Origin of the sequence: Rhodopseudomonas sp. P2A-2r (assembly GCF_026015985.1) — a bacterium.
In the GTDB taxonomy this organism is placed as follows: Bacteria; Pseudomonadota; Alphaproteobacteria; order Rhizobiales; family Xanthobacteraceae; genus Tardiphaga.
In genome coordinates, this window is sequence record NZ_CP110389.1 from 1,795,304 (window position 1) to 1,818,114 (window position 22,811).

The following is a 22,811-nucleotide window of genomic DNA, read 5'->3' on the forward strand; positions in this document are numbered from 1 at the left end:
GTAGCACAATCGATGTGGCGAAAAAAGCGCCACTGTGCCGACGGTATTCGCAGGCGAGGCGACAATAGTATGCAGTCGCCATCCTGGATAGAGCTTCGGCCGCACGGACCGCGCCGAGCGATGACGATGGATAAATGACCTGCAGCAGCAGTGTTTTTCGTGCTGGGTGACTTGCTTCGCAGTTTGAGCAGATGGGTCTGCCGCTTGGTCGCTCAGCCATCGTGAATTACAAAAAAACCTATTGAAATAAAAACGTAATATTCATAACGTGTGGTCGGTTGGTGAATTTGATCGTAGGCTATTGCTAGGTTGACGCGGACCCGAGATCCAGCGGACCGCGCGATCCGGGGGCGAGGGCGGGTGGATACAACAATATTTCTGTTCCTGCTTCAGGACGGTATCATCAACGGCGCGGTATATGCGCTGGTGGCGATTGCGCTGGTGCTGGTCTTCGCCGTCACGCGGGTGATCTGCGTGCCGCAAGGTGAATTTGTCGCCTTCGCTGCACTTACCGTTGCCGCACTGGAGAATGGTCAAATGCCATCGACGCCGTGGCTGCTGCTGGCGCTGGGCGTCATGGCTGCGGTGACCGAAGTGGCGTGGCATTTCCGCGAGATCAACTTGCGCCGCCTGATCCGGATCGCGCTGCTCGATCTGGCTCTGCCGGTCGCCCTGCTTTTGCTGACGCAAGCGCTCGCGCCGCTCAAGCTCGGCCAGACGGTCGACATCCTGCTCGCGATCTCGCTGATCACGCCGATGGGGCCGATGCTCTATCGCATCGCATTCGAGCCTCTGGCGCAATCCAGTCCGCTCGTGCTGCTGATGGCTGCGTTCGGCGTGCATTTCTCCTTGATGGGCCTCGGCCTGCTGTTTTTCGGTCCGGAGGGAGCGGGACCAAGCCGCTGTACGATGCATCATTCTCGCTCGGCAGTCTTGTCGTAACTGGCCAGAGCGTCGCAGTGCTGATCATCACCGCCGTGCTGCTGGTCTTGTTCGCGCTGTTCTTCGGTCGCACCTTGCTCGGCAAGGCGCTGCGCGCCTGTTCGTCGAACCGCGTTGGTGCGCGGCTGGTGGGGATACCGACGTCGATCGCCGGACAATTCTCGTTCGCCATCGCAGCCCTGCTCGGCGCGGTGTCGGGCGTGCTGATCGGCCCGCTGATGACGGTGTTCTATGACAGTGGATTCCTCATCGGTTTGAAGGGATTTGTCGCCGCGATCATCAGGGGGCTCGTGAGTTATCCGCTTACGGTGATTGCGGCGCTTGGCGTAGGCGTCTCCGAAGCGCTGTTTTCGTTCTGGGCCAGCAATTTCAAGGAGGTTCTGGTCTTCACCCTGATCATTCCCGTGTTGGCCTGGCGCTCGATTTACGCACCGCACGTGGAGGACCGGGAATGAAGCCGACACGGGGGCGAGCCATCGCGATTGTTTTCGCGATCCTAATTCTGATTGCGCCGTTCTCCGGCTTCCTGCCGGATTATTGGATCACGCTGTTCAATTATATCGGTATCTCCAGCCTCGTTGCCATCGGCCTCGTACTGCTAACCGGCGTCGGCGGCATGACCTCGTTCGGGCAATCCGCATTTGTCGGATTTGGCGCGTACACCACCGCCGTTCTGACGTTGTACTTTGGTATTTCGCCGTGGCTCACGTTACCAGCGGCGTTGATCGTCACCATGATCGTCGCCGCCGGCATCGGCGCGGTGACGGTGAGATTGTCCGGCCACTACCTGCCGCTCGCCACCCTTGCCTGGGGCATCGCGTTCTTTTATCTGTTCGGCAATGTGAGCTGGCTCGGCGCGCACGATGGTTTGCTCGGCATTCCCGCGCTGAAAATTGGCGCGCATCAACTCACCGATCCGAAGGAATTCTTCATCATCGTTTGGGTCGCGGTGGTGCTGGCGGTGGTCGCAACACAAAATCTGCTTGGCGGCCGCGTCGGTCGGGGTATCCGCGCACTCCGCCGAAGCACGCGCGCGGCGGAAGCCTTTGGCGTGGATACCGCCGCTGCAAAACTGATGGTGTTCGTTTACGCGGCCATGCTCGCGGGATTGGCTGGCTGGCTTTACGCGCATTTCCAGCGTTCTGTATCGCCTAGCCCGTTTGGCATCGATGCCGGCACCGAATATCTGCTGATGGCGGTGCTCGGCGGGGCGGGCCGCGTCTACGGCGCCATTCTCGGTGCGGCAGGCATAACCGTGCTGCGCGATCAATTGCAGAACCTGCTACCATGGTTGTTCGGCCAGACCGGAAATTTCGACGCCATCGCTTACGGCGCGGTGTTGGTGCTGGTCTTGCAGACCGCGTCCAATGGTTTGTGGCCGATCCTGTTCGGCCCACCGCCGCCGCCGAAAGTGCCGGAGCCACGCGATGGCAAGAAGCTGTCTTCCCGCGACCTGCCGGCACTCGGAACGCGGCTTCTGCAGGTGATGGATGCACGCAAGGAATTTGGTGGCCTCACTGCGGTGAACGACGTGAGCTTCCACGTCGAGAGTGGCCGCATCATCGGGCTGATCGGTCCGAACGGCGCCGGCAAGAGCACAACATTCAACCTGATCACCGGCGTGATTCCGTTGACTTCGGGCGGCATCCAGTTCGAAGGTCATCCTCTGCAGGCGCAGACACCGCAACGCGCCGCACGGCTCGGGCTCGGCCGAACCTTTCAGCACGTCGAGATCGTTCCCGACATGAGCGTGATCGAAAACGTAGCATTGGGTGCACATCTGCTTGGCCGCGCAGGCGTGTTGCGCTCGATCATGCAGCTCGATCGCGCCGAAGAAGCCATGTTGTTCGCTGCCGCGAAGCGTGAGCTTCAGCGGGTCGGTCTCGCCGACGTCGCGTTCAATCCGGCGGGAACACTGGCGCTTGGACAACTGCGCCTCGTCGAAGTGGCGCGCGCGCTCTGCCTCAACCCGGCGCTGCTACTGCTCGACGAGCCCGCAGCGGGACTCCGCGTCGGTGAAAAGAAGGCTTTGGCAAAATTGCTTCGCGAGGTTCGCGCTGAGGGCATGAGCGTTCTGCTGGTCGAGCACGACATGGATTTCGTCATGAGCCTGGCCAACAAGCTCGTGGTGCTGGATTTCGGCACAAAAATTGCCGAAGGGTTACCCGCGGATATCAGGCAGAACCCGGCTGTACTGGAAGCCTATCTCGGAGGCTTGGAATGACGATGCCGCTGCTCGATGTACGCGATCTCTGCGTGTCCTACGGACGGGCGCAGGCGCTTCATAATGTTTCGATCGTTGTGACGCCCGGCTCATTGGTTACCGTCATCGGATCGAACGGGGCTGGCAAAACAACACTGTTGAATGCTGCAATGGGCCTACTCAACGCGCGTGGTGCCATTATTTTCAAAGATAAACCGGCGATATCGATTCCGCTGGAAGCGCGGGTGAAGGCAGGGATGTGCCTGGTGCCGGAGCGTCGCGAACTGTTTAGCGACATGCCGGTCGAGGATAATCTGCGACTCGGTGGTATTCGGCGCTCGCGCGGTGAACGCAGTGAATCACTCGAGCAGATATTCACTCGATTTCCGAGATTGAAGGAACGGCGCCAGCAACTTGCAGGAACGCTCTCCGGCGGCGAGCGACAGATGCTGGCGATAGGCCGCGCGCTGATGGCGCGTCCGACACTGCTGATGCTCGACGAGCCAAGCCTTGGGCTCGCACCCCGCATTGTGCGCGACATCTTCCACATCCTGACCGAATTGCGTGCGAGCGGCGTATCCATCCTGCTGGTCGAGCAAAATGCGCGTGCTGCGCTGCAGGTCGCCGACTACGCATACGTGATGGAGTTGGGGGAGATCACCACGCAAGGTCTGCCATCCGCGATCGCGCAGGACCCGAGACTGATCGAAAGTTATCTCGGCCTCGGCAGCAACGAGTACTAACATCAGGACAATCAAGGGGAGGACTTCATGTTGCGACGTAAATTCTGGATGACCGTGCTGGCAACCGCGTTGCTGGGCGCCAGCAGCGCACAAGCACAAATCAAAGTGGGAATCACGATGAGCGCGTCAGGCCCTGGCGCCGCGCTCGGACAACCGCAAAGCAAGACGGTTGCCGCGCTGCCGAAGGAGATCGCGGGGCAGAAAGTCACCTATGTCGCGCTCGATGATCAATCTGACCCGACCAAGGCGTCGCAGAATGCGCGCAAGATGATCGCGGAAGACAAGGTCGACATCTTGATCGGTTCGTCGCTAACACCGGTGTCGCTGCCGATGATCGACGTCGCCGCCGAGGCCAAGACGCCTCTGCTGACACTCGCCGCGGGTGGTGTGCTCGTTCAGCCGATGGACGACAAGAAGAAGTGGGTGTTCAAGGTCGTGCCCAACGACGATATCATGACCACCGCAATCCTTAGATACATGGTCAAGATCGGCGTCAAGAAACTCGGCTACATCGGCTTCGCTGACGGCTATGGCGAAGGCTACTACAATGTGCTGGAGGAAAAAGCGCCGCAAGCCGGTATCCAGCTGACGACGCACGAGGTATATGCGCGCAGCGACGCCAGCGTCACAGGCCAGATCCTGAAGATCATCGCCTCTAAACCCGATGCAGTATTCGTCGCTGGGGCAGGCACACCGGCTGTGCTGCCACAGAGGGCGTTGCGCGAGCGCGGCTACAAGGGGCCGATCTACACGACGGACGGCGTCGCAAACAACGACTTCATCCGACTCGGCGGCAAGGATATCGAAGGCTCGATCTTCGCTGGCGAAGCTTTCACCATCGTTGATGACATGGCGAAAGATGACCCGTTCCGCGCGCCTTCAGAGAAGTATATCGCCGCCTACCAAGCGGTCTATAATGAAACCCCGTCCGCTTTCGGCGCCAATCTGTGGGACTCAATGGTTCTCGTCGAAAACGCTATCCCGGCGGCACTCAAGGCAGGCAAGCCCGGTACGGCAGAATTTCGTGCGGCATTGCGCGATGCGATCGAGGTTGGCAAAGAGATTTATCTTTGTAACGGCCTGTCGAACATGAGCCCGACTAACCATAACGGCTACGATGAGCGCTCGGCATTCCTCATTCAGGTCAAGGGAGGAAAGTTCCGTCTCGTCAAATAAGTTCGCCGATTGTTCTTGATCGAGACGCAGTGCCCGGCTTCACGCCGGGCATTTTGCGTTTGAGGCTGACGCCGGATCAGAATTGAGAGGTTCAGGACGTTGTCCGGAATCTCGCGTCGATTAAGTCAAGAACTATTTGTAACAGGCCAGCGCCTGAAGCAGGCGCTCCCTGGTAAGCATTACGCCGGCCACAACGGCACTGTTGCTGTCGGGACGTCTGATCGTCACCACACCAGCCTCATCTCAAAATCCGAGAGCGAGGCCATCCCTGCGGTGGTCAGAGGCGCCGAGCAGAATGCCGCGCGCATGATCGATCTGGATTGCCTGGGAGGCGCCGATCGGCTCCACGGGGTAGCGTACGTCGTGGCCGCGCTTGCGCAGTTCGTCCTGGATCGCTGCTGGAATTGTCGTCTCGACCTCCAACACGCCGTCGAAGCCAAATGAGCGCGGCGCTTCGGACGCAGCCTGGATATCCATCTTCATATCAAAGATGTTCGAGATCAAATTGGCGTGACCGGCTGCCTGGTAGTTGCCGCCCATCACGCCGAATGACATCACGGTTTTGCCGTTCCGACGTAGGAGGCCTGGGATGATTGTGTGCATCGGACGCTTGCGCTGCCCGAGGGAGTTGGGATGCCCTGGCATAGAGCGAAAGCATGATCCGCGATTCTGCAGTAGGATGCCTGATTTGGGGGCGTAGATGCCGCTACCGAAGGGCGTAAACAGCGAATTGATCAGCGACACGGTGTTGAGGTCGCGGTCGACCACGGTCACGTAGACGGTGTCGCGGTGCTCAACATCGTCCCACGTATCCGGTTCGGACGCGCGGTTCATGTCAATCCGGGCGCGAATGCGTTCGATATAACTCTCAGCAAGGAACGAGGCCGGATCGATGGCGCTGGTTGCCGGGTCGCAGAAGAAGGCGTCGCGCGCGCGGTAAGCTGCCTTCGTCGCCTCCGCGAGCAGATGGATGCGGTCCGTTTGAGACAACGCGCCGACGTCGAAGCCTGCCAATGTGCGCAGGATCATAAGCGCGGCAAGCCCTTGTCCGTTGGGAGGACACTCCACGACTTCGTGATCGTGGTACATCGCCGAAATTGGATCCACAACGTCCGTCGTCTGCGCATCGAAATCATCCAGTGTGTGGGCACCTCCCATCGCGCGGAGGATACCGACCATTTCTTCGGCAGATTCGCTACCGTAGAAGGCTTCTCGTCCATGTTTTGCGATCTTGCGCAAGGTGCTACCCAGCGCCGGTTGCGCGCGAATGTCGCCGACCGTGGGTGCTACACCATTAGGGAGAAACTGGGCCGCCGCATTTGGGTCAATCTCGATCCGGTCGCGGAATTTGCGCCAGTCCTCTGCAACGCGCGGGGTAACGCAAAAGCCCTGTTCGGCGGCATTGACTGCTGGTTGAAAGATTTCCTCCAGCGACCTGCTGCCGTGATCGGCCACGAGCCGGCACCAAGCGTCGACCGCACCTGGGATGGTCACTGCTTCAGGCGACGTTTGCGGAATGCCCCGCCGCGAGCCGTCAGCATATTTGCCGACATCGGTGAAAAGAGGCGAGCGACCCGAGCCATTCAGCGCAATTGGATCGCCTCCCTTGGGCGAATAGAGCACGAAGCAATCGCCGCCTATGCCGGTCATCGCCGGTTCGACGACGCCCTGCAAGGCGATCGCCGCAACGGCTGCGTCGACTGCATTACCACCGGCTCTGAGTATGTCGAGGGCGGCCAGCGTCGCCTGCGGATGCGACGTTGCGGCCATACCTCTCTCCGCCACCGCCACCGAGCGACCAAGAGCCATGAAATCACGCATGTTGTATCCCCAATTTATAAACCACCGTCCGCGCCAATAGCATCGAAGCAGGCGGGAAGTCAGGCGGAGTACCTGCAGTTAAGCTGGACACCAATTGCGATGGAAGTGCGTTGCCGCCCGACCGCGCGGCATGAATTCCGGGCACGTTATGAATATTACGAATGTCTTGCAATAGGTGGTTTTTGTAATGTACAGTCGTTGGACGATCAAACGATTTACCGACGCTCTTCAAACAGCAGAGCGAGTGCATTCAGGGTATCTGACGATGAGTGTCCATCACTTTGGCGAAACTTCCGTGGTGCGTGTAACGGAACAGTGCGGAATAAGCTTCACCCCCGAGGAGCTGTTTCCGCAGTGGGATCGCGCGCTGCTGGAGCAGCATCGCGGGTTGATGATTCCCACGTGCTTTGACGAGGCTCATGGTCGCTTCATCAACAGTGTTCATACTTGGGTTTTGAAGACTCCGAAGCATGTGATCTTGATCGACAGCTGCGGCGGAAACCATAAGAACCGGCCCGGCATGCCGCAGTTTCATGAACAAAACCTGCCGTTCCTCGATCGGCTTGCGGAGGCTGGTGTTACGCCGGAGCAGGTCGATTACGTGTGCTGTACGCACCTGCACGTCGACCATTGCGGGTGGAACACGATGCTGCGCGACGGCCGCTGGGTGCCGACATTTCCGAATGCCAGGTATATATTCTCCAAGGCTGAACATGATCACTGGTCGGGCCCGGGCCGAACCGGCATTTTTGCCACCATCTACGAGGATAGTGTGTTGCCGGTCGTGGCAAGCGGTCAGGCTGACATCGTTGACGGCGATGGCCCAGTGGATAACGGCCTCATCTTGCATGCAACTCCGGGCCACAGTCCTGGCCACGTAGCAGTCGAATTCGTCGATCAGGGGCGGCGCGGGCTGTTCGGTGGCGATATTATGCATCAGCCGCTGCAGGTGTTCCGGCCAGAGTGGAATAGCGTCTTCTGCGAAGATCAGGTCAAGGCGCGGGCGTCCCGACGTTGGTTCCTGGAGTACGCCGCCGAGCAGCGAGCAACGGTGTTCACCGCTCATTTTGCTGGAAGTTCTGCTGGTCTTGTTGGCCGGCAAGGCGATTTGTTCGACTGGCGTTTTGTCTAAGCAGACTGGCGAAGGTTGGAGGTATGAGGCGTTGTTCGCTTGTGTATATCTGCCGTGCAGCGTCGTGCTCTGCAACGAAATCTCTGATGCAGCCGGCGAGTCTGGCAAGTGTGCGTCGGTGATCGCGACACCGCAGAGCAGCCGCGCTTGGCACGGGGCCTGACAGCAATGATCGCCAAGATAGGTGTCAGATCGATTGTCCCAAGCCCTCGGTGGTGTGTGTACTCTGGCTGGAACGTTGTAGCGACGTCTGTCACTGGGGTGACGAGCTTGGCGGCGAGGTCGCGAGAGATATTCGAGAAGAGTTAGAGGACGTGCTGCAACTCTTACGGTCAACTCGTGCAGAGGTGAGCAGACAAACGCAGGATGGCGACCGTCCTTGAGACGACCTAGTGAGATCCCATGAAGCGCCCTGATCACCAGGGGGCCGGCGGTTAAAAACCCCGAAAAAATCCAGAGCGGAGAAGTCCATGTTTAAGAGAACCAATCCCGGCACAATTGCTCCCCCTGTTGGCGCATATAGTCATAGCATGGAAATTCCTGCCAATGCTCGATGGCTCTCGATTGCCGGGCAGGCGGGTATTCGTCCGGATGGCAGCTTGCCGGAGAGCTTTGAAGACCAGCACGACCAAGTCTGGTTGAACACTCTGGCCATTCTAAGTGCCGCGGGGATGGGACCCGAGAACATTGTCCACTTGAACGTCTACTCGACGGATCCCGCTGGTATCAAATACCTCGCCATTCACCGGAAGAAATATCTGCCGGAAGGCTATCTGCCGACATCGACGTGGGTCGTGGTGTCCGCTCTGGCCAATCCCAAATGGGTGGTCGAGATGGAAGCGTTGGCTGCAAAAGCAGATTGACATGAGAATGCAGTGGGCGGGCGCCGGCGTCGGTCGCGCTCGCCGGCTGTTTCGGTTGCCTTTCAAATCGGCATGCTCCTTCTGAAGTTCGGGCGCGTTTATGTCGTCGTTATCGATGCACGAAGTCCGCCAACGGCATATTACGCGCGCCCTTGTCGGTTTTGAATCGAACGAACTTGCGAATGGGCGGCGCCATGTTCACGTCGCATCACTTCAAGGATAGTCGAATGAATCTAGATCTTGCCGATCCGATCCGCCAACTCGGTCTGATTTGTGGACTTGCCTACATCCCTCATAGCCTCGCCAAATTCACGGCACGTGACAGTGTGTTCGGATTTTTTCAAGCTGCCGGGTTTCGTCCGGTCGCACTGTTTGTCTACACGTCGCTTCTCGTTGAGATAACCGTTACTGTTTGCATGACGTTCGGGATATTCATGACGTTCGCCGGCTGGATATCGGCGATATTTATGCTGACCGCCGCAGCTTCCGTGCTGAAGGTTTCTGGCGGCGAATGGAGCTGGAATCTCGGCGGTTGCGAATACCACGTGTTTTGGGCGCTGTGCTCGTTGGTCGTCGCGCTTCACGCGACAACCTAATCCCAGTGCTCTTGGATCGCGCTCGGCTGGTCGTGCGTCTCAGGCGTCTTAAGACGACGTGTCGCTTTTACTGGAGCTTATTGACGTCGATGCCGTGGGTGAAGCTAAGCAGAATGGGACAACTTAGCGGCCCCCACTTGTGAGAACAGAAAACTCGAACGTTTCCAACATGCTCAAGCGTTAAGGTGTGCCTCATAGTTTAATCCATTGACGGCGAGCGATCGTTAATCCTACATTTATGCGGGTATATCGAGATCGGCTAGAGATGCGTCTCTTTCGGACTTTTACCTTCGCCGACACGCACGGTCTGCTGACCTTGCCGACTTGCCAAGTGCGGTTTTCCACCGAAAACTGCGGCTGGTCCTCGTTGTTCGTTTCATATCAGAGTGAAGCGCCTTTTCATGCCGACCTTCACCCCTTGGATCATCATCTCATCGTCTTGCATTTGACTGGCCCGGTGCGCATAGACGGAAATGTCGATGACAATCCCAGCAGTAAAGTCGTTTCTCCTGGCTGCATAGGTTTCTGGCCGGCTGGTCGCAAGTTTAGCATTACCTTGCGAGATCAGTTGGAAACAATCCACCTGTATTTGAGCTCAACCGTCATGCGAAAGGCTGCGGACCAGCTAGGGTATGTGTCTGGCAAAATAAGCTACCGGCCATTGTTCGCTATAAAAGATGAGTTGCTGGAGCAGCTGATCATGGAAGCATGGCGAGTTGCGGCTAAGCGTTCCGATCGATCAAATCTTTATGCAGATCAGGTAGCATTGTCGATTGCAACTCGGCTCGTCTGGATAAATGCTCAAGCCATCCAGGAACCGGAGTGCGACAAAGGGCTGACCAGCGCGCAGTTGGAAAAAATTAGGAACCACATTGACCAAAATCTAGACAGCCATTTACGGTTGCAGGACCTGAGCGATCTGATCGGTCATAGCGCGTCATATTTTTCCCGCCAATTCAAAAATGCCACGAGCAAATCACCTCATCAGTTTATCGTGGTGCAACGCGTAGAGCGCGCCAAGCGCCTTCTTCGACATACAACAAATTCGATAGCAGAAATTGCGCTTGACTGCGGATTTTCGCACCAAGAGCACCTGACCCATGTTTTCCGAAGGATCGCAGGCGTTACTCCTGGCAGCTATCGGAAAGCGTCCCACGATTCTGTTGCGTAGGCCTTGGCAAGGGTCTCCCAGAATGCGCCACTACACTGCTCCCGGCATGCAAGTTTGGCGAGGGTCAATCAATCGCTCAGATGCTGAGAGCGATATCTCGCGCAGGGCCGTCAGCAAGAAGTTTGCGTGCAGACATATGCACGGCGGGAGCATTCAGAGTCTCGACTGCCGTGACGAGCCCATTCCGTGACCGCACCACGACCTGCCCGCCTTTTTCGGTTTGTGTCAGACGTGCCGTGTCGTCGGGGGCGGCTAAGCCCGCAATTTGTAGTTTGTACTTGCCCTGATCGCTCCAAAACCACGGCAGTGCCGCGTAAGGAGCAGGGCGGCCCACAATCACCTCGGCAAGGCATCGTCCGTGATCGACTGCTGCCTGTACCGATTCAAGACGAATGAGTGTAGGGCCGAATGGATCGGGAAAAGCCGCACAGTCTCCGACGGCGTGAATCGTTGGATCCGCGGTCGTCAGATAGCGGTCTGTTACGATACCGTTGCGGACACTCAATCCGGCCGCCTCTGCAAGCTCGGTATTCGGAATAACCCCGGTCGCCAAGATTACGCAGTCGGCGGGCAGGAAACATCCGTCGCTCAGCGACACCCCGCACACCCGACCATCCGACTGCGCATCCACAGATGCAGCGAATCTGTTCAGGAATATCGAAACCCCATGCTCGCAGTGAATCTGTTGCACGATTGTCGACATCTGAGGTGAGATGGCCCGTGCCATCAATCGTCCTGCACTCTCGACAATACTGACTTCGATACCCGCCTCGCGCGCGACCGCGGCGAACTCCAACCCAATGAAGCCCCCTCCGATCACGACGGCGCGCCGCATCGTGGCCATTTCGCTACGCAGGCGCCGCGCATCTTCAATGGATCGCAAGGCATGGACGCCCGGTAGACTAACCCCCTTGATCGGTGGTGAGGCGATCCGAGTACCGGTGGCCAAAACCAGAATATCCCAATCAAGATGTCGCCCGTCATCCAGTGTAATGCGTTTTTCTCGACGATCCAATGCCGTGACGCGCCGTTCGCGCAAGAGGGAGATCCGATTCTCGTGATAGAAAGACAGATTGCGTAAGTACAGTCTCTCTTCGTTACCCTCTTTCAGGTAGGCCTTCGAAAGAGGCGGGCGCTGATAGGGAGGGAGGCGTCATCACCTACCAATGTAATGTCGCCCGCAAAACCCTTTTGTCGCAAGCTTGCGGCAAGTTGGAAGCCTGCTTGGCCGGTGCCGACCACCAATACGCGCTCGGTCATCAAAAGTGGCTTTCGGGTAGGTGCATAATCATTCCATCCATTTCGGGCCGCATAATGAGTTAGCAGTCTGGGCGATAATTGTTGCGCAATTCAGAGGCTTCGACGGCTAGCAACTCCTCTGCAGTCTTGCCACGCATAGGACACCAGTTAATAGATTGCGGTGCCACATAAACGTGGCTGATCCCGCAACTCGTCGATACGCCGCAGTTTGCGGAGGTTCCTGTGATGCCGTTATCCAATGCAATACGCATCAATGTCTCGCCCGCGGTTGCAGTAACAGTCGTCGCGTCTCCCAATTCGATGCTAAGGATAAGTGTTTCCATGACGACATCCTCGACGTCTTAGACGTGAACCTGACGGCTTGTCTCGTGCGTCAGTCAAACTCAACCTCTACTTCGAGTAATTCGTAGGCGCGCACAACGTTATTCATCAGCCGTTTTTCATTTCGGATGTGGAAGCGCCGTACGCGGCTCAGCAAGGCCGTTAAGAGGGATACGATTTCCAGGCGAGCAAGGTTCATGCCCAAGCATTGATGTGTACCGAAACCGAAGGCGAGATGCATGTTCGCGTTGTGCCGGGTAACGTCGAAGCGGTCTGGGTTCTCGAATTGTCGCGGGTCCCGGTTTGCCGCACCATAGAAACAGATCACACGGCTGTCTTTGGGAATAGTGACTCCATCGATCTGAACGTCATTGGCAACATATCGGCTAAAACCCTGCAGCGGAGCTTCGAGTCGCAACACCTCGTTTACTGCATTGCGCACCAACGCATTGTCATTGCGCACCTTGTCCCATTGATCGGGCGATCGTGCGAAGTGCCATACAGCCGAGACAATGCCAGAGATGGTGGTGTCAAGACTTGGTACAAGATAGTCGCCCATTAGAACTGAGACGGCTTCTTTGGGAACGGCGCCACTGTCGGCCGCATCGAGGATGGCATCGGCCCAGCTCCCCTTGCGAAGCTTGCCACGCACCGCCTGGCTGCTAGCGTATTCCACCATCTCCCCCAATACCGGAAGCGACCGCAACGTGCGCTCGTTCGCCGGACCGAAACAATTGAAGGCGGCTTCTGACCATTCCAGCATCCGTTCGCGCCCCTCTTCGGCAACGCCAACCGCGTTCGACACGATCTTCAGCGGCAAATATTGAGCAAGGTCCTTGACCGCGTCGAACCGTCCGCCCCGATCGCCCAGCAACCGGTCGACGAGCCCCTCGCTCTCCATGCGGATCTCGTCCTGCAGACCCTTGAGGGCACCTGGTGTCATGGGAGCAGCTGTAATTTTACGAAGGCGGGTGTGCATATCGCCATCGCTGCAGAGTGTGTTGCCGACCAGAAGAGTGTTTAGTTGATCGTTCATCATCACGCCTCGTCCAGACACGAAATTTGCGTCATCGCTGAGCGCCTGCCTGACAGGCGAATAGCGCGTCAAGGCATACATCTCGTATTTTGTTAGCCAGACAACCGGACCCATGTCGCGCAGCATGTCATAGCCCGGAAAAGGATGGGGCAACGCGCCGTCGTGATAGGGATCGTAATCAGATTGGGGAATTCGATTATTCGTGTCGAGCATTGGTATTCCTCCTCTGTGGTCGCGGCTTGGTGTTGACTGCTCTTGCCTTGGCGCAGGTTACGTTTCTTAATCCAATTTAATATGCTTCTTCCCGCCGCGAGTCGGATCGAGCATCGATCCTCGGCCAGCCGCGGCTCACGTAAGCACTCAACGGCATCTGGAGATCTTTCCCGATCTCCTCCGGAAACCGATTCTGCTTGACGATGCCTCGAACCATCGCCAAATGCCGGCGGTTCACGTAGTCAATCAAGACGATTCCGGCGTAAAAGCCGGTATGATATAAGGCTTTCGAGACTTGTCTCCGTCGCGCAAATTGACTTCAGCGACCTGGTTTCCGCTAGCAGTGACCCAGGTTAGATGGCGCTGCCAGAGAACTGGATCGTGACCGGGAATAATGCGATTTGTCTCGTTTTTCAAAAATTCGCGCATTTGCAGAAACGTTTTGATTTGGTTGAATGAGTTGCCTTGATTGTACCCTGGCGGCCACATCTTCTCGACATTCGAGTACCAATAGACGGCGTCTCCAGCGACCGCGAATGGTCCATTATGCGTCCGGATCATAAAGAATTGAGTGCCAAACGTGTGTGAATCTTTAGCGAGATGAGCCGTGATGCCCGGCAGAATTTCTTCCTCTCCACGAACAAAGCAGAGCCGACCCGTGGCCAATCCCTCCGCGGCGTGAACAAGATCTTCTGGGTCAAACGACGAAAGTATCCAGGCTCTCTCTTCGTCAGAGTTCATGTTCTGGTGGGCGCTACATACTGCTTCCGACCACCCGAGATATTCGTCGAGCTGGATATACAGTTTGGCGTTTGGGAACGCGCGAAAATTTCCAATATGATCGAAATGCATGTGGGTGACCAAAATGACGTCCACGTCCTCCGGTGAGAAGCCCACCCTTTCCAGAACGTCCTTTGGCTCCTCCCAGCCCGAGAAGGAATAACGCTTCAGCCATTCGCCCTTCTGGAAGCCGCAATCAACAAGAGCCACATGCTGTTTGCCGCCGACTTCGCCGCCGACGACCAGTGTGTAGATCATCGGAACCGTGACGATGCCCTTGTTGCTGTAAAGACCCGAGCCCCCAAAGAAGTCGTACGGCATATGCGACTGACAGTAAGCGAGAGGCCAAATCGAATAGTCTGTGTCACGAGCCGGATGAACGTCTAAAAGAGGGGGCAGCTTCATGTCATGTCTCCCGTTGCGGAATACGCCAGTCACGAAACTGACATCATCAAGACTGGGTATCCTGCAAATTCATGATGCCTTCTGCCGAATCCTGCCATGCGCCTGGCTTTATGAGAAACGCGCGTTTCACGTTGTGGACCCGCGTCAGCAGGGTACTCTGCAGAGACCTCCCAGCAGCGGATCCGGGCGTGCCTCTCCTCATCAAGGTCTCATGCGACGGAAAGTCCGACGATCGATGCTCGCAAGCCGCCATAGGCGTCCGTCAACGGGCAGCCCGGCTGTCGTGCCGGCGTCCTGTTCGACTTGCGGCTAACTCCGACAGCGCGCCGGAACGCGCCGAACATGTTCCAACAACGCTGGAGTTTCAGGAAGATCGCTGAATCCGCCGTAGAGTAAAAAAAGAGCGGGAGGTTCGCCCCGAGGCAAGCCATCCCGCTCAGTTCGGCTACGGCGAATCTAGCACGAGCAAAGATCAGAACTTCACTGTAATGCCAGTATAGACCGTGGATTGCGTGCAGCTCTTAGTACTCTGGCCGGATGCGGCGACCGTGCAGACGCCGGGCGTTGCGTTATGGTCAAGACCGTGCACGTTTTGCCAATAGGAGTAGGCCACCCAAAGATCGACAGCGTGCGCATGCTTCGGACCCATGAAGGCTTTACCGGCATCGAACGTCAAGCGGATCGGCTCGCTGTTAAACTCCGTTTTGCTCGCGGTACTGAAACGTCCAACACCGGAGAGCGCCGGGAGCCCATTCGAGTCGCCCTTCGGTCCGATCCAGCTCGCGCGGCCACTGATGGAGAAAAACTGCATATTCTCCGGGAGGAAGCCCAAGTCCATGTACCAATTCGTCTCGATTGCCCATGTGGTTTTGAATTCGATGTTGCCGTCGGCCTGGCAGCTCACGCCGGGAACGCCTGGACCAAACAGACCGCACTGAGTGAAAGCGATGTGATTGAATTCTTTGTATGCCAGGGGCGCCACATTGAAGAAGCCCTTGTAAGGGAGATCGAACGCGAATTGCAAACCGGCGACGAATTGGCGATCGGCGGGAGCGAGAAAGGTATTCGTCGTTTCACCGAAAGCCCCAACTTCCAACGAAATATTGCGCAGAGGTCCTAGGCTGAAGGCCTTGGTGTCAAAGATTTCATTGAGGCCGAAAGTGCTGCGCAGAAGACCGAAGAATTCCGTGGCGCCCGCACAATCTGCCACAGCCCCGGTAATGGTGACCCCAGGTGCTACACAGGGACTGGCCGCATCGTTGTGACCCGACTTGAGCATCGAGAAGGTCAGGAAGTTGGTACCGTATTGCCACGCATCGAAGTGGGTGAACGAATAGACGCTCTTCGGCGTCGTGCCGTTGATTGAGCCGTCCGGTCGAGCACTGAACATGCCCGGATCGACACCTTTGGGCATCCAGGAATATGTGACCCGATTGTCGACGATAAGAAAGAATGGCAGATCGGCAGGCTTCGAAGGCGCCTTAAACGAATTGCTTAGCGCTGGCGCATCTTGATCAGCTGCGGCAGCAAATTGAATTGTCCCAGCCGTTATTGCTATTAAGCAAGCCGTGATCGCTATTGTCCGATTAAAGTAATGCATCAAAGTCCCCCAATTTGAAACGAACGGCCCAAGAAGCGGCTATCATTCGATGGAGGATCATCGTCTGTGAGAACCCGTAGCTCAAGATGATGAGATGTCTTGGTGTCGCATTTAGTATGCTCGTCATAATAATACGACAGTGATATCAATTATGAGAAGAATAATAGCTGGAATGATATATTTTATATCTCCTTGAGTAATGATCGATCGATCATGCTGCTTCGATCAATTTCTCAAAGTGCGCGGATCACATCAGAAACGATACTGCCTCGTTGAATGCTCGCTATGATGCGTTGGGTTGCGGTCGGCCTCCTCATTCATTCCTCGTATCCCAGCCTCTCCTCACGGCGCCCTCGATGCTGGCGAAGGCGTTGCTGGCTATATCAGCGTGTCGATATCGACCGCAACGCCATGCCTGCGCCGTCGCATCGAAACGAGCAGCGAGCTCGCCGCCGCGCTGCTCCATGCGTTACCGGTCCGCGCAACAATCGATGAGCGAGGCAGAGCCATGCAAGGTGATGGCAGCGTGATCGCGACCTCGTTCATGGATCTCGTCGCCACTGAAATCCGGATCACGAATGAGCGTAGTAGCGGCGATGGTCGCCGTTCAATCTATCCACATGCTGGTCAGAGAAACGTCCCGGATGTGCCGTCGGGACACGCGGTAGAGAAGTGATCGACCAGTCAAAGTGAACCTTCCCGATTCGTGAGCTGAACTCCATAATTCGGACCATCGATGAAGTGGATGCCAGCGCATTTCAGCGCATCGCAGACCTTCACGACAGTGCCGTAGTGGGCTTCAATGAATCCTTCGGAGGCCTCAAGACGCCGAATGGTCGATATAGACACTCCAGCCCGTTTACATAACTCGAATTGACCCCATCCCAGCAACGCCCGCGCCGCCTTGATCTGGTTGGTAACCGTCAGCATGCCAAGTCCTGTAAATACGCGTTGGCAAAAACAGTCATGTATTACGGCCTATCGTTGCTCAGTCCGGGGTAAATCCCCTTGCACCGGATTGTTTGCCGAAACGGTAACTGCCGTGAGTGTAGCGAACTCGCCTAAACCGCATCGAACGAGGCTGCCGCGGCAAAATCCAATACGAAGTCTATAAGCGCCGTGACACGCGAAATGATCATTCCCGTCACTATTGAACCTGCGTCGCACGCCGCCCCTCCGCCTCTGGCATCAATTCGTCAGAGCGGCTTCGTTGGTTACCTCTGTCGCTCCGCGATCGAGCCAACCCGGGTCGATGCGCGGCAGGGGGATCGCATCTATGAGAAGCTTGGTGTAGGGATCCGTCGGATTCGCGAAAATGTCGTCACATCGACCGTGCTCGACAACTAGTCCATGGCGCATAACGTATACACGGTCGCATACTGATCGGATCACCGAGAGATCATGACTGATAAAAGCCATTGCGAGCCCCATCTCGCGGGTCAGAGATTTCAATAGGTTCAAGGTCTGGGCCTGCGTCGAGACGTCCAGGCCGGAGACGATCTCGTCTGCCAAGACAAAATCTGGCTCAAGCAAAGCTGCACGCGCGATTCCAACCCGTTGTCGTTGCCCGCCTGACAACTCTTGCGGCGAACGATCAAGACAGCTGATGGGTAGGCCGACACGATCGAAAAAATCGCACGCGTCTCTCTGCGTCGGCGCTATTCTTCGCCACGAGATGAAACAAAAGAGGCTCCGTCAATATTTGGCGTATGCTCCGCCGAGGATTGAGCGAGCTCATCGGATCCTGAAAGATCATCTGCATGCGCCGCCGCATTGGCCTGATCTGCCGCTCCGGCATATGTGTTATGTCCGTCCCGTCGAAGGAAATGCTGCCCTCGGTAACCTCAGTCAGTCTCAGCAGCGCTCGGCCAAGGGTCGACTTTCCGGAACCCGACTCGCCGACGATCCCTACGGTCTCGTGACGATCGATGTAAATATCGATGCCGTGCAGCACCTTGTGCTCACCGGCGTTGCTTTGGGAGCGGCGGTGTCTGCCGTAGACGACCTCAATACCGGTCGCAGAGATCAAGGGCTCAGACATAGCTCCCTCCGTCATAGGCGACGATATCTGCTCGCAGAGTTTTGATGATGTCTTCGGGCACAGGCGCGAGCCCCACGCCAGGCTGGTCGTAGCGTGGGCCGGCGGCAATTAGTGCCTTGGTGTAAGGGTGCGTCGGCGTTTCCAGTACTTCCGCCGTCTTTCCGGCTTCGATCACCGTGCCAGCGAATAGCAGCGTAACGCGGTCGCAGATCTGTGCCACGACGCCGAGGTCGTGTGTGACGAAAACAACCGCGGTGCGGTGCGCCTCCTGAAGACCGCGAATCAGCCGCAGGATCTGTTTTTGCACGGTAACGTCGAGCGCGGTGGTCGGCTCGTCGGCAATGATCAGCTTAGGCTCAAGCGCAAAGGCAGCTGCAATCAGAACGCGCTGTCGCATACCGCCAGAGAGCTCATGTGGATAGGATCGCATCACACGCTCGGTATCGGAGATGTGGACCTCGTCGAGCAGCTTGATCGCGCGTTCGCGCGCCTGGCGCCAAGACATACCGCGCCGCATGCGCAAGCCGTCGGTGAGCTGCAACTCGATCCGCCGGCCGGGATTGAGCGCCGTCAGGGGGTCCTGCGGGATGAGCGCGATGACATCGCCGAATATCTGGCGCAACGCGTGCGGCGGCAGTGTGCGCAGGTTATGGCCGTCGAAGACGATCTCGCCTTGCGTGATTCGCACGGTGTGCGGCAGCACGCCGAGCAGCGCCTTGGCAATAGTAGACTTGCCGGCCCCGCTTTCGCCGACCAGGCCAAGCGTCTCGCCCGGCGCGACCTCAAGGTTGACTCGGCGTAGAATTGGCGTGCCGCTGTCGAGGTCCGAGACGGCGCTGAGATTACGAATTCGGAGAATGGGTTCGGTCATCGGCGGAGCACCGGATCGAGAGCGCGGCGAAGCCCTTCGCCAAGCTGGTTGAACGCGAGGACGGTTGCAAACAGTAGGACCAACGGAGCCGCCAGCACCCACCAGCTCTGGTAGATGGATTGACGGCCCGCTGCGATCATACCTCCCCAGGTCGGGATATCGGAGGAGACCGACAGGCCGACAAAGGAGAGGATGGCCTCAACGACGATAGCAATCCCCATTTCCAGGCTTATCAAAGCCAACAACGCCGGTACGATATTGGGCAGGATCTCGCGCGTCAGGATGCGATGGCCAGGAAAGCCGACGGCGCGGGCGGCCGTGACATATTCGCTTTGGGCCTGCGCCATTGTCTCGGCTCGGACGACGCGACAGAAGCGGGTCCAGTCGATGATCGCGATTGCGGTAACGACCGAACGCAGTCCGGCGCCGAACATGGCGACGAGCAGGATCGAGAGCAGCACCGGTGGGAAAGCCATCCATATGTCGACCAGCCGCGAGATCGCGACATCGGCCCAACCACGATACCAGCCGGCAAGGAGACCGAGCGTAGTCCCGAGCAACGCGGCTAGGCCCGCGGCTACGAAGGCCACGGTCATCGCCACTCGGGTTCCGAAGATGAGCCGCGATAGCACGTCACGACCGAGAGTGTCGGTACCGAGAAAATAGCCTGGCTCGTTACCGTCAAATCCAACCGGTGGCAGGGACGCGAGCATCAGGTCTTGATCGAGCGGGTTCTTCGGCGCGATCGATGGCGCAAAAACGGCGATCAAGATCAGCAGCAGGATGAAACCGCCACCAATCGTCACCTTGGGCTCGCGCAAGATCGTCGGTAGACATCGTTTTGAACTGCTCGGGTCTGCGTTAATGACGGCTTCACGGGTCATTGCACTAGCCCCTACGGAGCTTTGGATTGAAAACGACGGCGAGCAGATCGACAGTAATATTGATAGCAATGAAAATAACGGCAAACATCAGAACAAGCCCTTGGATGAGCGGAAGGTCTCGGTTGATCATCGCATCGATCGCCATATTGCCGATTCCCGGATAGGCAAAAATGCGTTCCACGATCACGGTGCCGCCGATCAGAAATGTGAATTGCACACCGGTGAGTGCCAGCGTGGGTCCGATGGCGTTTCGCAGCGCTTCCTGCAGGACCAGCCGCAGCTTTGACATTCCCTTGAGCCTGGCGAGCAGAATGTAATCCTGGGCCATGGCCTCGTTCAGCGAGCCCTTGAGCACCCGGGCGATCACAGCCGCCAGTGGCAGCCCAAGTGCTAGAATTGGCATCACGAGATGCCTGGAGACGTCCGCCAATACGTCGAACCGGAGCCGCAATATACTCTCTGCAAAATAGAATGGCGTCGCCATCCCTGAACTCACGCTAGGATCGATCCTTCCAGTTAGCGGCAGGATCGGAAGAAAGACGCCGAACGCGAGCACCAGTGCCAGGGCCCAGACGAAGTCGGGAATCGCTAAAAACAAACCGTTGAGGGCATCGATCGTCGACTCCAGCGCGGTTCGTCGCGCCATGGTCCCGACGATGGCGACAGTTCCGCCCAAGATGACCGCAAATTCGAGTGCGGCGATCGCGAGTTCCATCGTGGCCGGAAGTCGTTCTCCAAGCAGTTGCAGAACGTCGCGGCGCAGCGAGATCGAGACACCGAAGTCACCGCGTAGTGCAGCCGAAATCCAGATGACGAATTGTTTAAACATACTTCCGTCAAGTCCGTATTGGACACGCAGTGCCGCGATATCGGCTTGGCTGGCGCCTGGCGAAATCATCATTGAGACCGGATCGCCGGGGACGACGCGCAGCAACAGGAAAACGACGACGGCAACGCCGAAGAGCGTACCAATTGCCATGATCAATCGCTTGAGGAGAGTGATGGGGCTCATCTATCAATCATCGTCTTTATGTCGATGTTTCGGAGGTCGCTACGTACGGAGTGTCCACCTCCGTAGCGAAAGTCACCGCGGAGGTGGATCGAAGCCTGTACTCGGGCCTATGCGTTGGCAACCAATACGGGCTGTAGAGCGCCAGACGTATTCGGCGTTACCTTCAGTGAGGACTTATAGACGATCGGCTGGACATACTGCAGAAGAGGGATCACGTAGCCCTGTTCCTCGATGTACCGGTTAACGGCCTTCCAGCCATCGATCCGCTTCTTTTCGTCCTTCTCCGCCCAAAGCGGCCCCATTTTCGCGTCGAGATCATCCGATTTCCAGGCGGAGTGTGGCGAGGGGCCGAACATCGCGTAGCCCGTCGAGCAGGTCGGATCGCCGATCGCGTCTCCCCAGTTGTAGAAGGCAGCGGGCGCCAATTTATGGGTGGTGCGCAGCTCGAAGTGCTTGGCGATCTCGTACACTTCAATCTCCGCCTCGATGCCGACCTTACGCCACATGCCGACGATCGCCTGGATCATCTCGTAGTCTTTCGGCTTGAACCCGCGCGTCGACTGGATCGTGAACTTGACCGGCTTCTCTGGGGAGTAGCCTGACGCCTTGAGTAGTTCGGCCGCCTTCTTCGGGTCGTAGGACGTCTTGATAGAGGGATCGAAGGCCGAATATTCCGGCGCCTCTAGCGTATCGATCGGCACGCCGTAGCCGTGCAGCAGACGACTGACGATCGCCTTCTTGTCGATCGCATGGATCGCCGCCAGTCGGACGTTCTTGTCGAGCATCACGTTCTTGTTGGTGATGAAGATCATGGCGACGTCTGAGATCGGCGCTGCCACGCCGGCAAGGCCCTTCTTGGCGATCAGCCGATCGTATTCCTCGTACGGTACCTCCAGCGTGACGTCTGACGATCCGGACTCAATCTCGGCCACGCGCGTGGTGGCATCGGGTACGAACTTGAAGATCACGGTCTGGAATGTTGGCTTCCGGCCCCAATAATTCGGGTTGGCTTTCAGGCGCAGGAACGCATTGCCGGAATATTCGTCGACCATATAGGGGCCGGTGCCAATTGGCTTTTTCTCGAAGCCTTCCGCGCCCACTTTCTCGTAATAGGCCTTCGGCAAAACGTATGCGGTGAGAAAAGCCATCCACATGAAAAATGTCGGCTCGAAGCGCAGTACGTCGCCGGTGATGCGATTCCCATCGATTTTGTAGTTTCCGGCGGTCGCCCAGATAAAGTATGCCGGGTTCCCGCCATCTTTTTTCGCGGCGCGCTCCAGCGACCAGACCACGTCTTCCGGCGTGAATGGCGCGCCGTCATGCCATTTCACATCCTTGCGAACGTCCATCCAGACCTTGGTCTTGTCCTCATTCCAACCCCAGGCCGTGAGCAGCCCTGGCTCAAACGTGAGGTCGGGCTTCTGACCGACGTACTGGTCGAAAATCGAGCGATAGATGGCCTGGGTCGTCGGATTTACCGACTGTTGTCCGACGGTTGGATCGAAGGCTTGCAAATTGACGTTGAAAGCAATGGTCAGTGTATCCGATCCGGCGGCAACCGCTCGCGAGTTTGCGAAAAGCATTTCTTGCAAAAGTGCACCCGCACCAAGTGCGAGCGACTGGCGTCTTGTCAGCAGCATAGTCGTCTCCCCTCATATACATCAAAAATAAAGTACCAAAACGTCAGATTTTCGCACTCCATCTAGACCCGCACGCGAGCACGCCCGTCCGATGTTTGGCA

19 protein-coding genes and 2 pseudogenes are annotated in these 22,811 nt (G+C 57.3%); 9 read left to right on the forward strand and 12 right to left on the reverse strand.

What is annotated here, in order from left to right:
• The first annotated feature begins 360 nt into the window (after nucleotides 1-360).
• From ONR75_RS08490 to ONR75_RS08505, 4 genes and pseudogenes are all read left to right on the forward strand, one after another.
• A pseudogene (locus ONR75_RS08490) lies at nucleotides 361-1,397 on the forward strand (branched-chain amino acid ABC transporter permease).
• Complete coding sequence (locus tag ONR75_RS08495) at nucleotides 1,394-3,166, forward strand: branched-chain amino acid ABC transporter ATP-binding protein/permease (RefSeq protein ID WP_265082201.1); 1,773 nt, start codon at nucleotides 1,394-1,396, stop codon at nucleotides 3,164-3,166. The pseudogene ONR75_RS08490 and the gene ONR75_RS08495 overlap by 4 nt, the downstream one beginning before the upstream one ends.
• A complete protein-coding gene (locus ONR75_RS08500; RefSeq protein WP_265082202.1) occupies nucleotides 3,163-3,888 on the forward strand; it encodes an ABC transporter ATP-binding protein in 726 nt (241 codons plus the stop codon). Before ONR75_RS08495 ends, ONR75_RS08500 begins: the two co-directional genes overlap by 4 nt.
• A gap of 27 nt (nucleotides 3,889-3,915) precedes the next feature.
• The gene (locus ONR75_RS08505; RefSeq protein WP_265082203.1) at nucleotides 3,916-5,064 is read left to right on the forward strand and encodes an ABC transporter substrate-binding protein; all 1,149 of its coding nucleotides are present in this window, start codon (nucleotides 3,916-3,918) and stop codon (nucleotides 5,062-5,064) included.
• A 243-nt stretch (nucleotides 5,065-5,307) separates the two neighbouring features.
• On the opposite strand, the gene ONR75_RS08510 is transcribed toward ONR75_RS08505, so the two are convergent.
• Entirely contained in the window at nucleotides 5,308-6,885 is a 1,578-nt protein-coding gene (locus ONR75_RS08510) for a gamma-glutamyltransferase family protein (protein ID WP_265082204.1), read from the reverse strand.
• Between the two features lie 187 nt (nucleotides 6,886-7,072).
• Here ONR75_RS08510 and ONR75_RS08515 point away from each other — a divergent pair, with 187 nt between their 5' ends.
• The 4 genes from ONR75_RS08515 to ONR75_RS08530 all read left to right on the forward strand — a co-directional run bounded on the left by ONR75_RS08515 (nucleotide 7,073) and on the right by ONR75_RS08530 (nucleotide 10,647).
• The gene (locus ONR75_RS08515) at nucleotides 7,073-8,017 is read left to right on the forward strand and encodes an MBL fold metallo-hydrolase (RefSeq protein WP_265082205.1); all 945 of its coding nucleotides are present in this window, start codon (nucleotides 7,073-7,075) and stop codon (nucleotides 8,015-8,017) included.
• A gap of 470 nt (nucleotides 8,018-8,487) precedes the next feature.
• Nucleotides 8,488-8,880: a RidA family protein gene (locus ONR75_RS08520; RefSeq protein ID WP_265082206.1), complete on the forward strand. Its 393-nt coding sequence runs from the start codon at nucleotides 8,488-8,490 to the stop codon at nucleotides 8,878-8,880.
• A gap of 227 nt (nucleotides 8,881-9,107) precedes the next feature.
• The gene (locus tag ONR75_RS08525) at nucleotides 9,108-9,476 is read left to right on the forward strand and encodes a DoxX family protein (RefSeq protein ID WP_265082207.1); all 369 of its coding nucleotides are present in this window, start codon (nucleotides 9,108-9,110) and stop codon (nucleotides 9,474-9,476) included.
• Between the two features lie 265 nt (nucleotides 9,477-9,741).
• Nucleotides 9,742-10,647 carry a helix-turn-helix transcriptional regulator gene (locus ONR75_RS08530; RefSeq protein ID WP_265082208.1) on the forward strand — a complete coding sequence of 302 codons (906 nt, stop codon included), beginning with the start codon at nucleotides 9,742-9,744 and terminating at the stop codon, nucleotides 10,645-10,647.
• A 76-nt stretch (nucleotides 10,648-10,723) separates the two neighbouring features.
• Here ONR75_RS08530 and ONR75_RS08535 read toward each other — a convergent pair whose 3' ends face one another.
• The 5 genes from ONR75_RS08535 to ONR75_RS08555 form a co-directional block, all read right to left on the reverse strand.
• Entirely contained in the window at nucleotides 10,724-11,758 is a 1,035-nt protein-coding gene (locus ONR75_RS08535) for an NAD(P)/FAD-dependent oxidoreductase (RefSeq protein ID WP_320109743.1), read from the reverse strand.
• 208 nt (nucleotides 11,759-11,966) lie between these two features.
• Complete coding sequence (locus ONR75_RS08540; RefSeq protein WP_265082209.1) at nucleotides 11,967-12,230, reverse strand: 2Fe-2S iron-sulfur cluster-binding protein; 264 nt, start codon at nucleotides 12,228-12,230, stop codon at nucleotides 11,967-11,969.
• A 50-nt stretch (nucleotides 12,231-12,280) separates the two neighbouring features.
• The gene (locus ONR75_RS08545) at nucleotides 12,281-13,477 is read right to left on the reverse strand and encodes a cytochrome P450 (RefSeq protein ID WP_265082210.1); all 1,197 of its coding nucleotides are present in this window, start codon (nucleotides 13,475-13,477) and stop codon (nucleotides 12,281-12,283) included.
• 246 nt (nucleotides 13,478-13,723) lie between these two features.
• Nucleotides 13,724-14,662 (reverse strand): MBL fold metallo-hydrolase, encoded by a 939-nt coding sequence (locus tag ONR75_RS08550; RefSeq protein WP_265082211.1) that lies wholly within the window; start codon nucleotides 14,660-14,662, stop codon nucleotides 13,724-13,726.
• Between the two features lie 472 nt (nucleotides 14,663-15,134).
• Nucleotides 15,135-16,262, reverse strand: a complete 1,128-nt coding sequence (locus ONR75_RS08555) for a hypothetical protein (protein WP_265082212.1) — start codon at nucleotides 16,260-16,262, stop codon at nucleotides 15,135-15,137.
• Between the two features lie 388 nt (nucleotides 16,263-16,650).
• On the opposite strand from ONR75_RS08555, the gene ONR75_RS08560 reads away from it, so the two are divergent.
• On the forward strand, nucleotides 16,651-16,938 hold the full coding sequence (locus ONR75_RS08560; protein WP_265082213.1) for a hypothetical protein: 288 nt from the start codon (nucleotides 16,651-16,653) through the stop codon (nucleotides 16,936-16,938).
• A gap of 8 nt (nucleotides 16,939-16,946) precedes the next feature.
• Here ONR75_RS08560 and ONR75_RS08565 read toward each other — a convergent pair whose 3' ends face one another.
• The 6 genes and pseudogenes from ONR75_RS08565 to ONR75_RS08590 form a co-directional block, all read right to left on the reverse strand.
• Nucleotides 16,947-17,192, reverse strand: a complete 246-nt coding sequence (locus ONR75_RS08565) for a helix-turn-helix domain-containing protein (protein ID WP_265082214.1) — start codon at nucleotides 17,190-17,192, stop codon at nucleotides 16,947-16,949.
• Nucleotides 17,193-17,450: 258 nt separating this feature from the next.
• Nucleotides 17,451-18,303: pseudogene (locus tag ONR75_RS08570) on the reverse strand (ABC transporter ATP-binding protein).
• A complete protein-coding gene (locus ONR75_RS08575; protein WP_265082215.1) occupies nucleotides 18,296-19,174 on the reverse strand; it encodes an ABC transporter ATP-binding protein in 879 nt (292 codons plus the stop codon). The pseudogene ONR75_RS08570 and the gene ONR75_RS08575 overlap by 8 nt, the downstream one beginning before the upstream one ends.
• Nucleotides 19,171-20,058: an ABC transporter permease gene (locus tag ONR75_RS08580; protein WP_265082216.1), complete on the reverse strand. Its 888-nt coding sequence runs from the start codon at nucleotides 20,056-20,058 to the stop codon at nucleotides 19,171-19,173. Before ONR75_RS08580 ends, ONR75_RS08575 begins: the two co-directional genes overlap by 4 nt.
• A 4-nt stretch (nucleotides 20,059-20,062) precedes the next feature.
• Entirely contained in the window at nucleotides 20,063-21,070 is a 1,008-nt protein-coding gene (locus tag ONR75_RS08585; protein WP_265082217.1) for an ABC transporter permease, read from the reverse strand.
• A gap of 107 nt (nucleotides 21,071-21,177) precedes the next feature.
• Nucleotides 21,178-22,710 (reverse strand): ABC transporter substrate-binding protein, encoded by a 1,533-nt coding sequence (locus ONR75_RS08590; RefSeq protein WP_413776451.1) that lies wholly within the window; start codon nucleotides 22,708-22,710, stop codon nucleotides 21,178-21,180.
• Nucleotides 22,711-22,811: the final 101 nt, after the last annotated feature.